This is a genomic window from Bacillus sp. CH30_1T (assembly GCF_008364765.1).
GTDB lineage: Bacteria > Bacillota > Bacilli > Bacillales > Bacillaceae_B > Rossellomorea.
Genome location: NZ_VTUY01000002.1, coordinates 430673 through 448153, shown reverse-complemented (window position 1 = coordinate 448153; position 17481 = coordinate 430673). Strand labels below are relative to the sequence as shown.

The 17481-nt window shown below is 40.9% G+C and carries 17 protein-coding genes and 1 pseudogene; 17 read left to right on the top strand and 1 reads right to left on the bottom strand.

Translation table 11 applies throughout. From position 1 onward, the window contains the following. Positions 1–13 precede the first annotated feature (13 nt). The 6 genes from mnmG (at position 14) to F0342_RS05290 (ending at position 6314) form a co-directional block, all read left to right on the top strand. Complete coding sequence (gene mnmG / locus F0342_RS05315) at positions 14–1906, top strand: tRNA uridine-5-carboxymethylaminomethyl(34) synthesis enzyme MnmG (RefSeq protein WP_149154949.1); 1893 nt, start codon at positions 14–16, stop codon at positions 1904–1906. Positions 1907–1927: 21 nt separating this feature from the next. Further along, positions 1928–2644: a 16S rRNA (guanine(527)-N(7))-methyltransferase RsmG gene (gene rsmG / locus F0342_RS05310; RefSeq protein ID WP_149154948.1), complete on the top strand. Its 717-nt coding sequence runs from the start codon at positions 1928–1930 to the stop codon at positions 2642–2644. Between the two features lie 118 nt (positions 2645–2762). Further along, positions 2763–3626: a nucleoid occlusion protein gene (gene noc, locus F0342_RS05305; RefSeq protein WP_149154947.1), complete on the top strand. Its 864-nt coding sequence runs from the start codon at positions 2763–2765 to the stop codon at positions 3624–3626. Between the two features lie 232 nt (positions 3627–3858). After that, entirely contained in the window at positions 3859–4620 is a 762-nt protein-coding gene (locus F0342_RS05300; protein ID WP_148970551.1) for a ParA family protein, read from the top strand. Beyond that, positions 4613–5452, top strand: coding sequence for a ParB/RepB/Spo0J family partition protein (locus F0342_RS05295; RefSeq protein WP_149154946.1), 840 nt, complete (start codon positions 4613–4615; stop codon positions 5450–5452). Before F0342_RS05300 ends, F0342_RS05295 begins: the two co-directional genes overlap by 8 nt. A gap of 148 nt (positions 5453–5600) precedes the next feature. Further along, the gene (locus F0342_RS05290; RefSeq protein WP_149154945.1) at positions 5601–6314 is read left to right on the top strand and encodes a DUF554 domain-containing protein; all 714 of its coding nucleotides are present in this window, start codon (positions 5601–5603) and stop codon (positions 6312–6314) included. Between the two features lie 47 nt (positions 6315–6361). Here F0342_RS05290 and yyaC read toward each other — a convergent pair whose 3' ends face one another. After that, complete coding sequence (gene yyaC, locus F0342_RS05285; RefSeq protein WP_149154944.1) at positions 6362–6982, bottom strand: spore protease YyaC; 621 nt, start codon at positions 6980–6982, stop codon at positions 6362–6364. 259 nt (positions 6983–7241) lie between these two features. On the opposite strand from yyaC, the gene F0342_RS05280 reads away from it, so the two are divergent. From F0342_RS05280 to rplI, 11 genes and pseudogenes are all read left to right on the top strand, one after another. Beyond that, on the top strand, positions 7242–8153 hold the full coding sequence (locus F0342_RS05280) for a mechanosensitive ion channel family protein (protein WP_149154943.1): 912 nt from the start codon (positions 7242–7244) through the stop codon (positions 8151–8153). 14 nt (positions 8154–8167) lie between these two features. Further along, on the top strand, positions 8168–8368 hold the full coding sequence (locus tag F0342_RS05275) for a DUF951 domain-containing protein (protein WP_034764770.1): 201 nt from the start codon (positions 8168–8170) through the stop codon (positions 8366–8368). Between the two features lie 274 nt (positions 8369–8642). Beyond that, positions 8643–9743, top strand: coding sequence for a redox-regulated ATPase YchF (gene ychF / locus F0342_RS05270; protein ID WP_149154942.1), 1101 nt, complete (start codon positions 8643–8645; stop codon positions 9741–9743). A 501-nt stretch (positions 9744–10244) separates the two neighbouring features. Continuing rightward, positions 10245–10532: a 30S ribosomal protein S6 gene (rpsF, locus tag F0342_RS05265; protein ID WP_034764776.1), complete on the top strand. Its 288-nt coding sequence runs from the start codon at positions 10245–10247 to the stop codon at positions 10530–10532. Positions 10533–10611: 79 nt separating this feature from the next. Continuing rightward, positions 10612–11127 carry a single-stranded DNA-binding protein gene (gene ssb / locus F0342_RS05260; protein ID WP_034764778.1) on the top strand — a complete coding sequence of 172 codons (516 nt, stop codon included), beginning with the start codon at positions 10612–10614 and terminating at the stop codon, positions 11125–11127. Positions 11128–11168: 41 nt separating this feature from the next. Continuing rightward, positions 11169–11405, top strand: a complete 237-nt coding sequence (gene rpsR, locus F0342_RS05255) for a 30S ribosomal protein S18 (protein WP_034764780.1) — start codon at positions 11169–11171, stop codon at positions 11403–11405. Between the two features lie 296 nt (positions 11406–11701). Beyond that, positions 11702–12751, top strand: a pseudogene (locus F0342_RS25805) (cache domain-containing protein); the annotation flags it as partial. Next, positions 12746–13696 carry a methyl-accepting chemotaxis protein gene (locus F0342_RS25800; protein WP_483861462.1) on the top strand — a complete coding sequence of 317 codons (951 nt, stop codon included), beginning with the start codon at positions 12746–12748 and terminating at the stop codon, positions 13694–13696. The pseudogene F0342_RS25805 and the gene F0342_RS25800, both read left to right, overlap by 6 nt. A 354-nt stretch (positions 13697–14050) precedes the next feature. Continuing rightward, entirely contained in the window at positions 14051–14974 is a 924-nt protein-coding gene (locus F0342_RS05245; protein ID WP_149154940.1) for a YybS family protein, read from the top strand. 26 nt (positions 14975–15000) lie between these two features. Next, complete coding sequence (locus F0342_RS05240; protein WP_149154939.1) at positions 15001–16974, top strand: DHH family phosphoesterase; 1974 nt, start codon at positions 15001–15003, stop codon at positions 16972–16974. Further along, positions 16971–17417 carry a 50S ribosomal protein L9 gene (gene rplI, locus F0342_RS05235; protein ID WP_149154938.1) on the top strand — a complete coding sequence of 149 codons (447 nt, stop codon included), beginning with the start codon at positions 16971–16973 and terminating at the stop codon, positions 17415–17417. The genes F0342_RS05240 and rplI overlap by 4 nt, the downstream gene beginning before the upstream one ends. Positions 17418–17481: the final 64 nt, after the last annotated feature.

The window sequence follows — 17481 nt, the reverse complement described above, 5'->3', positions numbered from 1 at the left end:
GAAAAAACAAACCATGCAATATGACGCAGGGCAATATGATGTCATTGTCATTGGTGCTGGCCATGCCGGAGTAGAAGCAGGACTTGCTTCCGCCCGTATGGGGGCTAAAACGTTAATGGTTACCATTAACTTGGATATGGTCGCCTTTATGCCATGTAATCCATCTGTTGGTGGACCGGCAAAAGGGATCGTTGTAAGAGAGATTGACGCTCTGGGTGGAGAAATGGGGCGTAATATAGATAAAACACATATCCAAATGAGAATGTTGAATACAGGAAAAGGTCCAGCTGTCCGGGCATTACGGGCTCAGGCGGATAAATTCCTTTATCAGCATGAAATGAAACGCACGATTGAAAATGAACCGAACATGACCTTACTTCAAGGAATGGTTGAAGAATTAATTGTGGAAGATGATGAATGTAAAGGTGTCGTAACGATGACGGGTGCTGCCTACCGCGCGAAAACAGTCGTCATTACAACCGGTACATTCCTGCGTGGTGAAATCATATTAGGAGATCTGAAATATTCAAGCGGTCCTAATAATCAACAACCTTCCATCAGACTTTCTGATCATTTACATGAATTAGGCTTTGATACTGTTCGTTTTAAAACAGGGACGCCACCACGTGTGAATAGTTCTACAATCGATTATTCGAAAACAGAAATTCAACCAGGTGATGATGTTCCCCGTGCATTCAGCTATGAAACGACGAAATATATCACCGATCAACTTCCATGTTGGTTAACGTATACGAACGAACACACTCATCAATTGATTGATGACAACTTGCATCGTTCACCAATGTATTCTGGAATGATTAAAGGAACCGGACCGCGTTACTGTCCTTCCATTGAGGATAAAGTCGTACGTTTTCATGATAAGCCGCGTCATCAGATTTTCTTGGAGCCGGAAGGACGAAATACACAAGAAGTCTATGTGCAGGGATTATCAACGAGTTTACCTGAAGACGTACAACAAAAGATTCTTCAAACCATCCCGGGCCTTGAGAAAGTACAGATGATGCGTGCCGGGTATGCCATTGAGTATGATTCCATCGTACCGACTCAATTGTGGCCTACCCTTGAAACGAAAAAAATAAAAAACCTCTATACAGCGGGACAAATCAATGGAACGTCCGGTTATGAAGAAGCAGCTGGACAAGGTCTGATGGCGGGTATAAATGCTGCCTGCCGTGCCCTGGATAAAGAAGAGGTTATCTTAAGCCGTTCTGATGCATATATCGGAGTTTTAATCGATGACCTTGTAACAAAAGGAACGAACGAACCGTATCGCCTATTGACTTCCCGTGCTGAATATCGCCTGTTGCTTCGTCATGACAATGCCGATCTCCGCCTGACTGATATCGGTCATAAAATAGGATTAATCTCCGATGATCGATACGAACGTTTTACAGCGAAAAAAGAAGCAATTTCTGAAGAAAAAAAGCGCCTGGAAGGAATCCGTATCAAGCCGACTGACGAAACACAAGCCGTTATCCGTGAAGCAGGCGGAAGCGAGCTGAAAGACGGCATATTAGCAGCGGATCTTCTGAAACGCCCTGAAATGAACTATAGTCATATTAAATCACTCGTTCCAAGCGAAATCGAGTTGGATTCCGATGTAGAGGAACAGGTTGAAATCCAAGTGAAATATGAAGGCTATATTGAAAAATCTCTTCAACAGGTCGATAAAATGAAGAAGATGGAAAACAAAAGAATTCCTGAAAACATTGATTACAGTGCGATTAGCGGTTTAGCGTCTGAAGCGAGACAGAAATTAATCGAGGTTCAGCCTCTTTCTCTTGCACAAGCTTCCCGGATTTCCGGAGTGAATCCTGCAGACATCTCTATTTTACTCGTCTATATCGAGCAAGGGAAAATTGCAAAAGTATCAGGTGATCAATAGAGGCAAAGGAAGGATAATTTCATGAATGTAAATGAATTTCAATCAATGCTTGAGGAGAAGGGTATCTCCCTTTCTCCTCAGCAATTAAATCAGTTTGAGCGCTATTATGAATTGTTGGTTGAATGGAATGAAAAAATGAACCTGACGGCCATCACAGAAAAGGAAGATGTTTATTTAAAGCATTTTTACGATTCAATCAGTGCAGCTTTTTATGTTGATTTCACGCAGGTGACAACTCTTTGTGATGTTGGAGCAGGAGCCGGTTTTCCGAGTATCCCTCTTAAAATATGCTACCCGCACTTACATATCTCGATTGTTGACTCCTTGAACAAGCGGATTACGTTCTTAAACCATTTATCAGATGAGTTAGGACTTGAAAACACGAATTTTTATCATGATCGTGCAGAGACTTTTGGTAAAAACAAAGCTCATCGTGAAAAGTATGATATGGTTACAGCAAGAGCAGTAGCCAGAATGTCTGTATTAAGTGAACTATGTTTACCACTTGTTAAAACGGGCGGCTTATTTGTAGCGATGAAGGCTTCAAATGTGAAAGAGGAACTATCCAATGCGAAGAAAGCAATTGGCATGCTGGGTGGACAAACAGATAAAATGTATTCCTTCGTATTACCGGAAGAGGAAAGTGAACGAAATATCGTGAAGATCGACAAAGTGAAAGAAACGCCTAATAAATATCCCAGAAAACCTGGGACACCCAATAAATTACCGTTAGAATAATATGAAAAGCACTCCTGCCGTGACAGTAACATTGCTTTGAAAATCTCAGCACAGGCAGGAACTTGCCATATTTTAGAGAATATTAATAAAGGGAGTTTCTTAAAGGTGGTGTAGGAAGATGAAGCATCCTTTCTCTCGTTTTTTTGGCCTAGGTGAAAAGGAGCAAGATGTTGAATCTGAAGAATCAAATGTAGTGGAAGAAGATCGAGATGAAGTGAAAAAGATACCCGTCTCACAAATCATCCCTAATCGCTTTCAACCAAGAACAGTGTTCAATGATGAAAAGATAGAAGAGTTATCCAGAACGATTCATACTCATGGTATTATCCAACCGATTGTGGTTAGACAATACGATGATGAGCAGTTTGAAATCATTGCAGGTGAACGTCGATACAGAGCCGTTCAGAAGCTTGGCTGGGACACTGTACCGGCCATTGTAAAGAATCTTAATGATACAGAAACAGCATCTGTTGCATTAATTGAAAACTTACAAAGAGAAGAGCTCTCTCCTATAGAAGAAGCCATTGCGTATGGAAAACTGTTGGAGTTACATGATTTAACTCAAGAAGCCCTTGCTCAACGCTTAGGAAAAGGACAATCGACTGTGGCGAACAAGCTTCGTCTCCTTAAGCTTCCAGAAGAAATTCAATCAGCCTTATTAGATAAACTGATCACAGAACGTCATGCCAGGGCATTGATTCCTCTGAAGAATGCTGAAAAACAAATTCAGCTCCTTCAAGAAATCATTGAAAAAAGCTTGAATGTCAAACAAACCGAAGACCGGGTTGTGAAAATGCAAGAAGGAACGACTCAAAAGCCTAAACCGAAACGGAAAGCATTCAGTAAGGATATGAGAATAGCTGTGAATACGATTCGTCAATCGCTCTCCATGGTATCGGACAGCGGAATCAATCTGGACTCTGAAGAAGAAGAGCATGAGGAATTCTATCAATTTACCATCCGTATTCCTAAAAAAAAATAGATTCGTAGTCTAAAAGTGAGAAACATATCGGATTGGTTTCTCACTTTTTTTGTTGTCGAATCAGAGGGTTTTCGATCGATTAATGACGAATGAACAGTTCGTAATTTCCTATTTTTAGAAACACTGCACTTTTTGAAAAATTGACAGACAATTAGCGAAGAATTTTGATAGAATAGAAGAATACTGTAAAAAATTTAGTGAATCTTAGGAAGTCAAAAGGTAGGTGACAACCTTGGGCAGAATAGTAGCCGTTACAAATCAAAAAGGTGGAGTGGGAAAGACCACAACATCCGTCAATTTGGGGGCTTGCTTAGCTTATATAGGGAAAAAGGTTTTACTGGTAGACATTGATCCTCAAGGAAACGCCACTAGTGGTGTAGGTGTGGAAAAAGGGGATGTCCAGCAGTGCATCTATGATGTGCTGGTAGATGATGTCGATGTCAGAGAAACCATTAAACAATCAAAAGTCGAGAATTTATCCATTGTACCTGCAACGATTTCATTGGCGGGAGCAGAAATTGAACTTGTTCCAACCATCTCCCGTGAAGTACGTTTAAAGAAAGCGTTAGAGAAAGTAAAAGACGAATTTGATTATATTATCATTGATTGCCCACCATCATTAGGATTATTGACAATCAATGCCTTAACAGCCTCAGATGCTGTCGTCATACCGGTTCAATGCGAATATTATGCTCTGGAAGGATTGAGTCAGCTTTTGAGTACCGTTCGTTTAGTTCAGAAGCATCTGAATCATGACCTTATGATCGATGGTGTACTGCTTACGATGCTTGATGCGAGAACCAATCTGGGAATCCAGGTCATTGAAGAGGTTAAAAAATATTTTCAAGATAAAGTGTATCGCACAATTATTCCACGTAACGTTCGTTTAAGTGAAGCGCCCAGTCATGGTGAACCAATTATCATCTATGATGCGAAGTCAAGGGGAGCAGAAGTTTATTTAGAACTAGCAAAGGAAGTGGCGGCGAATGGCTAAAGGTTTAGGAAAGGGCATCAATGCTCTCTTCACCAATATCCAAACAACACAAAATGAAGAGTCTGTGCAAGAAGTGAGCCTGAAAGAAATACGGCCGAATCCATATCAACCAAGAAAGATCTTTGAGCCGCAAGCAATTGAAGAATTAAAAGATTCAATCTTAGAACACGGTATCCTGCAACCGATCATTGTGCGTAAAACGATCAAAGGGTATGAAATTGTCGTTGGGGAACGCCGTTATCGTGCAGCTAAAGCGGCTAAATTAGAATCGGCTCCTGTCGTAGTCCGGGAATTGAATGAGCAACAAATGATGGAGCTTGCCGTATTAGAAAACCTTCAACGTGAAGATCTGACACCGATCGAAGAAGGCGCTGCTTATCAAATGCTGATGGACAAGCTAAAGCTCACTCAGGAGGAATTAGCGAAGAGGTTAGGAAAGAGCAGACCTCATATTGCCAATCATATTCGCTTACTATCCCTCCCTGCCCCTATTCAGGAGCTTATTTCAGAAGGTAAGTTAACGATGGGACACGGACGTGCACTTCTTGGGTTGAAAAATAAGAAAAATCTATCAACCGTTGTAAATCGTATCCTTAAAGAATCATTAAACGTTCGCCAATTAGAAAAAATCATTCAAGAACTGAATGAGAATGTTCCACGTGAAACAAAAAATACAGAGAGAAAAGATGTTTTCATTCAGGAACAGGAATCCCTTCTACGCGAGCGCTTCGGGACAACGGTCACGATTAAACAATCAAAGAAAAAAGGAAAAATCGAGCTCGAATTTTTTTCGAAAGAAGATCTCGATCGCATTTTGGAATTATTGCAGTAACCATTTAGGAAAAGGACTGGCTTAAAAGGTATACTTATACCAATTAAGCCAGTCCTCTTCTATATGGTACATAGAAGGTACACTATTCTTTGGGAAATAATTATCAAAGAACAGGAAAAGAATTTTTCAGACAGATAAGGAGAACGTCATGGTACTATTAGGAACGCTGGTAAATGGAGTATGTATTATCATCGGAACTCTCCTGGGTAAGGTCCTTCATCGTATCCCGGAAGATATGAAGGGAACTGTCATGAAAGCGATTGGTTTAGCTGTCATAGTCCTTGGGCTACAGATGGGATTGAAAAGTGAAAACTTTCTCATTGTCATCATCAGCCTGGCTCTGGGTGCTGCATGGGGAGAGTGGATGAATCTGGAGGACAAGCTTAACTCATTGGGTAACTGGTTGGAAAAGAAGCTGGGCAGTAATAAAGAAACATCCATCTCTCAAGGGTTTGTCACAGCTACCCTTATTTTTGTTATTGGAGCAATGGCAGTAATAGGTGCGTTGGATAGCGGTATCAGGGGCGATCATGATGTTCTGTTGACGAAGTCAATCATTGATGGCTTTACATCGCTGATCCTAACGACGACTTTAGGAATCGGTGTAATGTTTTCGGCGATTCCTGTCGTCCTTTATCAAGGATTTATCGCTTTATTTGCGACTCAAATTCATCAGTGGGTTCCAGAAGAGCTCATGGATGCCTATATTGTAGAGATGACCGCAACGGGAGGAATCATGATTTTTGCGATTGGCCTCAATCTCCTCGGTGTAACCAAGATCAGGGTCGCCAATTTACTTCCCGGGATCATCGTAGTGGGATTGGTCGTAGGAATCATACACGCATACCACCTGTATATGTAATAAGTGAAAAGGGAGATAACCCAGAACGTATCTGGATCATCTCCCTTTTATTGCTGTAGTTCTTCCCGCCATTTTTCAATACTGACGGCGTTGCGGCGTTCCACTGAATCGCCTGCCAGCACAATGGCTTGAGCAATCGTCTTTGCCATTTTCATCACAAGATTCAAACGTGTATTTTGTAACACAAAGAATTCCATAAATCCACTTACATTCACGATTCCGGTCAGGTGAATCTCCCCAACCTCTGGTAACTCTTTATTTACGCCTGCACCAGGTTTTAATGGCCCCTCACTTAATTGAATGGCGCCGACACTTTTTAATCGACCGAGACAGGCATCTACACCGATAATAAAAGGATTGATATGTTTAGCGGTAATTTGACTGAGCTTCTCTTCGAGGTTTACTGCATGGATCGGATCATCCAACGTTCCATATACATGAAATGGTTTGATATCTTGTTCCTCTATTAAGGTTCCAACTAATGGGCCTAATGAATCCCCTGTTGAACGGTCTGTGCCAATACATACGAAGACAATGGGTCTTGTACGATAGTAAGTGGGAAGCATCGACGACAATTGAACGGAAAGATCCTGTGCCGCACGCTCTTCCTGATGAAGGACTCTGAAGGGTTCAGGTCTTCGTTCAAATAGTCCTTTTTTTAGATTCATCGCTTCCACTCCTTTGGATATGTTTAAGGGGAATTTTATAGTGAACATACTTTGTCGGACGTGACTACCATAGGCATATTTTCTAAGTATTATCAGTATACGGACGATTTCTTTTTTTCATACATAATATGGTTGGATTTTTCATAAAATAAAAATTTTCTAGAAACTATAGTAATCTGAGGTTATATCTACACAAGGAGAGGGAAAGTTGATAAAATAAGGAATACTTCTTATTGAACGATAAGTGGAGGTTCGGTATATGACAGATCCAAAGGAAGAAGCTAAAAAAGTCGCAGAGAAAATTATAGATAATGATTTATGGATAGCCCTGGGTTCGGGTGCCTTGAAAATTGTCGCAATTATGGTCATTACCTATATTGCATTAAGGTTGGGAAGGTCAGCGATTCGAAACGTGTTTAAGGTTCGGTCACGTTCACCCCTTAAGTTCACCGAACGTCGTGAAGCCACTCTTTTGAAGCTACTGGAGAATGTATTGACCTATGTGATTTATTTCATCAGTTTGATGACTATCTTGTCGACTCTTGAAATTGACGTGAAAGGACTCATTGCTGGTGCCGGAATCGTCGGTCTTGCCGTTGGTTTTGGAGCGCAAAATCTGGTTCGTGATATCATCACCGGTTTCTTTATTATATTCGAGGACCAGTTTTCAGTAGGTGACTATGTTCGAATTGGTTCTGCTGAAGGTACTGTTGAAGAAATCGGCCTTCGTACGACAAAGATCAAAAGCTGGACCGGGGAATTACATATTTTCCCCAATGGTAATATTACGGAAGTAACGAACTTCTCCATTCACAACAGCATTGCGGTTGTAGATGTCAGTATTGCCTATGAAGAAAATATAGAAGAAGCAGAGAAAGTGATGCAGGAGCTTCTCCTTGCTTTACCGCAAAAATATGAAGATCTCGTGAATCCACCTGAACTTTTGGGTGTTCAAACCCTGGGAGCATCAGATGTGGTCATTCGAATCGTGGCTGAAACGGTTCCGATGAGACATTGGTATATGGCAAGAATGATACGTAAAGAGGTTAAACTATGTCTGGATGAGCATGGTATTGAAATTCCATTCCCTCGTATGGTGATGTATTCACGTCAGGATCAGGAAGATATCCAGCCACGTGAAGAAAAGCAAAGAAAACTTGAAAGCGAATAAGGAGGAGAAATCCAGTGGAGCCCAAGACATTCACTTTAAATGATATTGTAGAAATGAAAAAGCCGCATCCATGTGGTACGAACCGCTGGAAAGTGATCCGTATGGGAATGGATATTCGCATCAAATGTGTAGGCTGCGGCCACAGTGTCATGATTCCCAGAAAAGACTTTGCGAAAAAAATGAAAAAAGTCATCAGTAGCGGCGAAGAAGAATAAGTATTCTTTTTTTACCCATATTTCTTTTGGCCTAATCCATCCTATGTTTAATTTGCCAGGTTTAGGAGCATTCAGTCGGTTTCAGTCGATTGGATGCTCTTTTTGTTAAGCCATGCTGAAAGAAAAAAATATTCTCACTTCCCTAAACGATGCCTGAAGCTTCACTTGTCTTTTCCTTCTATTATCTCTATAATTGTGAAAGGTTCGACCGTTTACTTATTTTCGATCTTACATGATTTTTAATAGATAAGAATTTAGATGAGGAGTGACCATAATGGCTTTAACAGCTGGTATCGTTGGATTACCTAACGTAGGGAAGTCCACTTTATTTAATGCAATTACAAAAGCAGGTGCAGAATCTGCCAACTATCCTTTCTGTACAATTGATCCGAACGTAGGAATTGTTGAAGTTCCCGATCACCGTTTAGATAAATTAACAGAGCTTGTAGAACCGAAGAAGACGGTTCCCACTGCCTTTGAATTCACGGATATCGCCGGTATTGTAAAAGGAGCGAGTAAAGGAGAAGGATTAGGGAATAAATTCTTATCTCATATTCGCCAAGTGGATGCAATCTGTCAGGTTGTCCGTTGTTTCGCGGATGATAATATCACACACGTTTCAGGTAAAGTAGATCCGATTGCGGATATTGAAGTCATCAACCTGGAATTGATCTTAGCTGACCTTGAGACAGTGGATAAGCGTCTCGCCAGAGTTCAGAAAATGGCCAAGCAAAAAGATAAAGAAGCGGTATTTGAGCATGATATCCTCGTGAAAATCAAAGAAGCCCTTGAAGCAGAGCAGCCGGCTCGTACGGTTGAGTTCTCCGATGAACAAATGAAGCTTGTGAAACAGCTTCATCTTCTGACTTCAAAGCCTGTATTATATGTAGCAAACGTAAGTGAAGATGAAATTTCCGACCCTTCTGACAACGAATATGTTCAGAAAGTACGTGAATTTGCTAAAGAAGACAATGCAGAAGTGATTGTTGTCTGTGCGAAAATCGAATCTGAAATTGCTGAGCTTGATGATGAAGAAAAAGCGATGTTCCTGGAAGAGCTAGGGATTGAAGAGTCCGGTTTAGATCAGCTGATCCGCGCTACCTACTCTTTATTGGGACTGGCTACGTACTTCACAGCCGGCGTTCAAGAGGTCCGCGCCTGGACATTCCGTGAAGGGATGAAAGCTCCACAATGTGCCGGAGTCATCCATACTGACTTCGAAAGAGGCTTCATCCGTGCCGAAACGGTTTCCTATGAAGACCTGGTGGAAGCAGGAACAATGGGTGCAGCCCGTGAAGCAGGAAAAGTCCGTTTAGAAGGCAAAGAATACCTCGTAAAAGACGGAGACATCATTCACTTCCGTTTTAATGTATAAATAGGTTTGGGCTGATGGTTAGCCTTCTCACCAACAGAGATGATAGTGACAAAAACACTCCAAAGAAGTTTTATTTCTCATGTGCAGGTTAAAATCAAACTCTGCACACTTGAAAAAAGCTATCTGCTAAACGTGTATTAATTTTATCCAAGTCTATAACTCAAGCTTAACAGTTGATTGGAACGGAAGGTGCTCGACTCCTGCGGGAATAGCGGGAAAGTTGAGACCCCACAGGGCGAAGCCCGAGGAGGCTCAACTCACGCCCCGCGGAAAGCGAGCACCTGGAGTGGAAATCAACCAGCACTCGCTTCTTAAAAAGCAACAAAGTTTACGAAAAAAGCATAATTGAAAGACTAGAGTCCCGATTCTAGTCTTTTTTTTACGTCATATTGCAATAATAGATAACCTATGCTATAATTTTATTTCGTGAGTAATGAACGCATTGCTCCTTGTTCTTTCACAAAGAAAGGACCGCATAGACCACGAGGAGGTGACATTCAGATGAGAAAGTACGAAGTTATGTACATTGTCCGCCCAAACATTGACGACGAGTCAAAGAAAGCAGTAGTTGAGCGTTTCGATAACGTTTTAACAACTAACGGCGCGGAAATCATCGAGTCAAAAGATTGGGGTAAACGTCGTTTAGCGTATGAAATCAACGATTTTCGTGATGGTTTCTATCAACTAGTTAAGATGAGCGCTACTTCTGATGCAGTTAACGAATTCGATCGTTTAGCTAAAATCAGCGATGATATTATCCGTCATATCGTTGTTAAAGAAGAAGAATAATCCGTACGTTTTTTAAGATATACACTTCTATCATCTGTTTCACGTGAAACAGTAAATTAGAAGGAAGGGGTTGATTCTGATGATGAACCGAGTTGTATTAGTAGGGCGTTTAACCAAAGACCCTGAATTAAAATATACTCCAAGTGGAGTAGCTGTTGCTTCGTTTACACTGGCTGTCAATCGTAGTTTTACGAATCAATCAGGAGAACGGGAAGCAGATTTTATTAACTGCGTTGTATGGCGTCGCCCTGCAGAGAATGTAGCAAACTTTCTTAAAAAAGGCAGCTTAGCTGGCGTTGACGGTCGTATTCAAACACGTAATTTCGAAGGACAAGATGGACGCCGGGTGTTTATGACGGAAGTTGTAGCAGAAAGCGTTCAGTTCTTAGAGCCGCGTAGTGCGAATCAAGGCGATCGTGGAGGAAGTCCGGGCTATTCGGGTGGAGGTCAACGTGACCAAGGAAATCCGTATAGTCAGAATCAGAATCAACAACGCAACAACAATAATAACAACAACTATACACGTGTAGATGAGGATCCATTTGCAAATGACGGTCAGCCGATCGACATTTCCGATGATGATCTGCCATTCTAAACGAACGATAATGAATCTAAACAAGATAGGAGGCGAAACAAATGGCAGGAGGACGTAGAGGTGGACGTAGACGTCGTAAGGTGTGCTACTTCACAGCAAACGGAATTACACATATCGATTTCAAAGATGTAGATCTTCTTAAGAAATTCGTATCTGAACGTGGAAAAATTCTTCCACGTCGTGTAACTGGAACTAACGCTAAGTACCAACGTAAGTTGACTCGTGCGATCAAACGCGCTCGTACAATGGCATTACTTCCATACGTTACTGGTGAATAATATCATCGACTAAAAAAGCAGCAGAGACTTGTCTCTTCTGCTTTTTTTTTGCCGTTTTTTAAACGGTGTGTATAAGATCTATTCCTCCTCTGCAAAGCATCCCTTCGATTATCCTATCTGCCATCACTTTGTTCTTGTAAATTCCCGTGTACCTATAAAGAAATGCCGAAAAATGTCGATGAATAAGTGTATATATAGATAGCTTTTTGGTAGTAAGAGGGGGAATTTATGTGAAAAAGAAAAACACAAGGAAACAGGTGGAACGAAAGAAGGGTTTTCTTCTATCATCTATTAGAATGAAGCTTATTGTAATCATATCCATTTTATTTATGGTATCGTTAGCCGTTATCATTGCGATTACAAGCTTACAAACGAGAATGAAAACAGAAAAAGAGGTTATTGATCAAACTCAAGGGATCGTAGGAGAACTAAATAATTCAGTGCAACTCTTTCTTGGACAATACGAAAAAAGTATTGATCAATATTCAATCTCCAACTCGTTAAAAGATTATGCAAAAGCACAGTTGCAAACAGAATCTGGCGGCAAAAATACAGAGCTGTTTGCCAATATTCAATCGGATTTTGATAATTACTTAAGCCTTTATCAGGAAGCTACTTCTATTTACTTCGCATCACCAAATAAGAAATTAAAAATTGTTCCATCCGTTTCTCTGCCTAGTGACTTTGATCCGACAAGCAGGGATTGGTATAAAAATGCTGAGGAAGTAAGGGCTGGCGTGGTTTGGAGCGAGCCGTACGTAGATACTGCAACGGAAGAATATATCATTACAGCTTCCAGAGCGATAGTTTCAGATAATAAAGTAGTAGGCGTTCTCGGTGTCGATATTAATTTGACAAAACTTACTGACCGAGTCTCAGAAATGGACATTGGGTTTAATGGCTATCCATTCCTGTTCGGACTAGATGGTACAGCCATCGTCCACCCTACTAAGCGGGGGGGAAATCTTTCATCGCTACCTTTCATCAGTAAAATGCTGACTTCTGAGAAGGAATCCGATACAATCCGTTACGAACTGGAAGGTGACGAAAAGGTATTGGTATATAGTACAGTACCAAAGACGAACTGGAAAGTGGGCTCTGCCTATAGTATGAAGGATCTCATTCAGTCATCCAAAGAAATCGAACGGTTACTGATCGTGACAGCCCTTATTACCCTGGCTGTCATGTTGGTGTTAGTTGTCTTCATTTCTAATAAAATCACTAAACCAATCAAGCAGCTTCAAAAAACGGTAACCGATGTCTCTACTGGAGATTTATCCATTCAGTCTGAAATTGATTCCAAAGATGAGACAGGATTACTAGCGTCCGATTTAAACAAAATGATCGTGAATATGAGAGATACGATACAAGTCGTCCAAGAATCGATCTATAATGTCCGGGAATCGGCTGAAGGATTAAGTGCTGTTTCTGAGGAGACAAATGCCTCAAGTGAAGAGATGGCAAAGGCTGTTTCCGAAATTGCGACAGGGGCTTCTCAATCAGCGTCCGACTCTGATCGGGCTCATCATCAAACAGAGCAATTAGGAACAAGAATTAATGGAGTCTATGAAAAGTCGAAAGCTATGTCTGAGATGGCAGGACAAGCAGATGTCATGAATCAGTCCGGGTTAAACCAGGTAAAAGAATTAGAAAATGCCTACCATTCTTCCAGTGAATACATCTCCTCCATGGAGAAAGTCATCTTTAGTTTGGAAGCAAAGGTGAAGACGATTGAATCGGTCATGGGTACAATAACGGATATTTCTTCTCAAACCAACCTCCTTGCTTTAAATGCGAGCATTGAGGCTGCCAGAGCAGGTGAACACGGCAAGGGATTTGCTGTCGTGGCGGAAGAAGTACGAAAGCTTGCCGATCAGTCAGTGAAGGCAACCGAAGAAGTAAAACGCACCATTATAGAAATTCAACAAGGCTCTCATCAAGCAGTTGATGAAATGGTGAAAACGAAAGAAACCTTTGAGGTCCAAAATGAAGTGATCCAAAAAACCAATCACGTATTTGACCAAACCTCACAGTTAATGAAATCCATGCAGGATGAAATAGAAAGAATGTATGAGGAAGTGGGTCAAATCAATCTTGAAAAAGATGAAGTGGTCAACGTGATTCAGATGATGGCCGCTACAGCGGAACAAACAGCTGCTTCCTGTGAGGAAATGAGTGCCTCTACGGAAGAACAAGTAAGGGCCGTCCAATCGGTTACAGAAGCAGCTGAACGCTTAACAGACTTAAGTCAAGAGCTTCAGTCTTCAATCGAACGTTTTAAAATTTCATAATATTCATTAGAGGGTGGTCCTGATACATTGCTATTCTTTTTCTACTGCGTATACTCCTTTTTAAAATGAGTGCATACTAGAGTAGATGAAGAAAAGAAGCATGTTGAAGGGGTACCTTCTTTTTTATGAAAATGAAGTGATTTTAACAATAATAGTTATTGATATTCACAATTTGGCACAAGTTTAGTGGAAAGTGGCACAACAAACGCAGAAATTGGCACAACAAAGTTAAATGGTGGACATTAAAGTATGCTTCTCACCTTCGGGTAAGTACCCACTAGATGAAATCTATCTTTAAAATTGATATGATAGTGCTATTGCATGTTTTTGAATATATCGTAAGGAGCGTTTCAATTGAAAAATCCCCGTGTGTTAACGGAAGGTGCGCTTATGCTCGCCATCTTTACTGTTTTACTGTTGTTGGCTTTATATGTTCCGCTTATTGGGACCCTTGCATTTTTCGTATTGCCCCTCCCTCTTATTCTGTTTAGTTCTAAGTATTCGTTACTGAATTCTTTTTACGTATTGATCGGATCGTTAGGGTTATCTTTCTTGTTTGGAGGGCTCATTGCGCTGCCTGTTGCCTTCATGGTTGCGACGACCGGGGTAGTGATTGGCTGGTGTGTGAAAGCGAAAGTAGATAAAATGAGGCTGTTTATGGCGTCAAGTCTCACACTTGTCATCAATATTGTGATTGGTTTTGTTTTTTCTATCCTACTCTTCGATGTTAATATTATAGAAGATAGCTTAGCTGAATCGAAGGCAGCTTATTATTCTTTATTTGAGAAGCTTGGTCAGGAACCAGATAAGAGACTGGTGGAAAGTCTGGAGAGCTCCATTGATCTAATTCAGACCTTGATGCCTACCTTGTTTCTTGGAATTGCTGTCGTATTGGCTCTGTTGTTTATGCTGATCAACTTTCCCATCATGAAGCGTTTAGGGAGAGATGTACCCGTATTTAAACCATTTAGAGAATGGAAGCTTCCTAAGAGTATCCTTTGGTATTATTTACTTACCTTAGTTCTATCTATGATTCTGCAGCCGGAGAAAGGAACGTATGCCTATACGGCCCTTCTAAATGTTCTGTATGTATTGCAAACATTGATGGCGGTCCAGGGCTTGTCTTTCCTCTATTTTTTCGCTCATATAAAAGGATGGTCAAAAGGAATTTTGGTATTAATTACAATCATTTCGATTCCTCTTCTTTATCTCGTGCGAATTTTAGGTATAATTGACTTAGGATTTGATCTAAGACAACGCCTACAACGCAAGTCATAGAAATTTAAGGTCCAGGAGCTGAAATCATGCCATCTTATTTTAATAAGCGAATGATCCGCTACCCATTGTACGGTCTTGCTATATTAACAGCTCTATTGTTAGTATCGGTTTCCTTTTACCAATGGATCATTTCGTTAATAGGGTTGATTGTCTTTGGAATCGTGTATTTTCTCGCTTTCTATTTTGAGAGAAGATCGCACGAAGAAACAGAGGAGTATATCTCCACTTTATCCTATCGTGTAAAGCGTGTAGGGGAAGAGGCGTTAATGGAGATGCCCATTGGGATCATGCTGATCAATGATGAATATTACATAGAATGGACGAATCCTTTTCTTGCCTCTTGTTTTAATGAAGATACAGTCGTTGGAAGATCCTTATACGATGTGGCAGAATCTCTTGTTCCATTAATCAAGCAGGAAGTAGATTCAGAAATTGTGACGATTAATGAGAGAAAGTATCAAGTCGTATTGAAGCTCAAAGAAAAACTTCTCTATTTCTTTGATGTCACCGAACAAAAAGAAATAGAAAAGCAATATCATGATGAACGCACGAATATTGGAATCATCTTTCTAGATAACTATGATGAATTAACGCAAGGGATGGACGACCAAACAAGAAGCAGCTTGAATAGCCTCGTGACGTCCATTCTGAATAAGTGGGCAAAAGAATATGGCGTATTCTTGAAGCGGGTTTCTTCCGAGAGGTTCATCGCCGTCATTAATGAGAAGATCCTTCAAGTATTAGAAAAGGAAAAGTTCGGTATATTGGATGATGTCCGGGATACCACAGCCAAGCAAAATGTACCCTTGACTCTAAGTATTGGTGTAGGGACCGGGGTTTCTTCTCTGCCTGAACTGGGTACCCTGGCTCAATCAAGCCTGGATCTCGCGTTAGGTCGTGGAGGGGATCAGGTGGCCATTAAGCAAACGAATGGAAAAGTTAAATTCTACGGTGGAAAAACCAATCCAATGGAGAAACGTACCCGGGTACGTGCCAGAGTCATTTCCCATGCTCTAAAGGAAATCATGATCGAAAGTGATAAGGTCATCATCATGGGACATAAACATCCCGATATGGATGCCATCGGAGCCGCCATCGGCATTCGAAAAGTGGCTCAAATGAATCAGCGGGAAGGGTACGTTGTCTTAAACTTTAATGAAATAGATAATGGCGTGAAACGGTTGATGAAGGAGATTAAAGTCAATTCTGATCTTCATTCCCGATTCATCACCCCCGAGGAAGCACTCGAAATGGCGACAGAAGATACGCTGCTCGTGGTCGTCGATACCCACAAGCCTTCCCTGGTCATTGAAGAAAGGCTTTTAAATAAAATGGATAAAGTCGTGGTGATCGATCACCATCGTCGCGGAGAAGACTTTATTAAAAACCCATTACTTGTTTATATGGAGCCATATGCCTCTTCAACAGCAGAACTTGTGACGGAGCTATTGGAATATCAGCCTAAACATGAAAAAATCACTATGCTGGAAGCCACTTCTCTGCTGGCGGGAATCATTGTGGATACGAAGAGCTTTACGCTTCGAACGGGATCAAGGACCTTTGATGCCGCTTCCTATTTAAGGGCACAAGGGGCAGATACCGTATTAGTCCAAAAGTTCCTGAAAGAGGATGTCGATACTTATATAAAACGGTCAAGGTTAATCGAATCGGTTAAATTTTTCCGTGAAGGCGTTGCGATTGCGAAAGCAGAGGATGACGTCATTTATGATCCCGTCCTGATTGCACAGGCAGCGGATACGCTATTGACCATGGATGAAGTAATTGCTTCCTTCGTCATCTCTAAGCGGGATCCTGAAACGATCGGGATCAGTGCCCGTTCTTTAGGTGACGTGAACGTACAAATCATTATGGAAAACTTAAACGGTGGAGGTCATTTAACCAACGCCGCTACTCAAATAAAACAAGCATCTGTATCAGAAGCTGAAGAACAGCTGAAGGAAGCATTAAATGATTATTTTGAAGGGAGAAAAGAGATATGAAAGTAATTTTCTTAAAAGACGTTAAAGGTAAAGGGAAAAAAGGAGAAGTAAAAAACGTAGCAGATGGCTATGCACATAACTTTTTATTAAAAAAAGGCTTGGCCGTTGAAGCAACAAATGCAAACATGGGTCAGCTTGAGGGTCAAAAGAAGAAAGAAGAGCAACTGGCTCAGGAAGAATTGGAAGAAGCAAAAAGATTAAAAGCAACTTTAGAAGAAATCACGGTTGAAATGAAAGCAAAATCTGGTGAAGGTGGTCGTTTATTCGGTTCCATCACGAGCAAGCAAATTGCGGATGCGTTGAAAAAAGCACATGACATCAAAATCGATAAACGTAAAATTGAAATGAACGATGCCATTCGTGCCCTTGGCTATACGAATGTCCCTGTGAAGCTTCATACGGACGTTTCAGCAACCTTAAAGGTACATGTAACAGAGGAATAAGATTTTTTCAGAGAAAATATACGAAATTTGGTAACTTCATTTTGAGAAAAACATGTTAAAATGA

Coding starts and splice junctions, on each gene's coding strand:
- mnmG (WP_149154949.1), top strand. CDS start 14: ATGCAATATGACGCAGGGCAATATGATGTCATTGTCATTGGTGCTGGC.
- rsmG (WP_149154948.1), top strand. CDS start 1,928: ATGAATGTAAATGAATTTCAATCAATGCTTGAGGAGAAGGGTATCTCC.
- noc (WP_149154947.1), top strand. CDS start 2,763: ATGAAGCATCCTTTCTCTCGTTTTTTTGGCCTAGGTGAAAAGGAGCAA.
- F0342_RS05295 (WP_149154946.1), top strand. CDS start 4,613: ATGGCTAAAGGTTTAGGAAAGGGCATCAATGCTCTCTTCACCAATATC.
- F0342_RS05290 (WP_149154945.1), top strand. CDS start 5,601: ATGGTACTATTAGGAACGCTGGTAAATGGAGTATGTATTATCATCGGA.
- yyaC (WP_149154944.1), bottom strand. CDS start 6,982: ATGAATCTAAAAAAAGGACTATTTGAACGAAGACCTGAACCCTTCAGA.
- F0342_RS05280 (WP_149154943.1), top strand. CDS start 7,242: ATGACAGATCCAAAGGAAGAAGCTAAAAAAGTCGCAGAGAAAATTATA.
- ychF (WP_149154942.1), top strand. CDS start 8,643: ATGGCTTTAACAGCTGGTATCGTTGGATTACCTAACGTAGGGAAGTCC.
- rpsF (WP_034764776.1), top strand. CDS start 10,245: ATGAGAAAGTACGAAGTTATGTACATTGTCCGCCCAAACATTGACGAC.
- ssb (WP_034764778.1), top strand. CDS start 10,612: ATGATGAACCGAGTTGTATTAGTAGGGCGTTTAACCAAAGACCCTGAA.
- rpsR (WP_034764780.1), top strand. CDS start 11,169: ATGGCAGGAGGACGTAGAGGTGGACGTAGACGTCGTAAGGTGTGCTAC.
- F0342_RS25800 (WP_483861462.1), top strand. CDS start 12,746: ATGATCGTGAATATGAGAGATACGATACAAGTCGTCCAAGAATCGATC.
- F0342_RS05240 (WP_149154939.1), top strand. CDS start 15,001: ATGCCATCTTATTTTAATAAGCGAATGATCCGCTACCCATTGTACGGT.
- rplI (WP_149154938.1), top strand. CDS start 16,971: ATGAAAGTAATTTTCTTAAAAGACGTTAAAGGTAAAGGGAAAAAAGGA.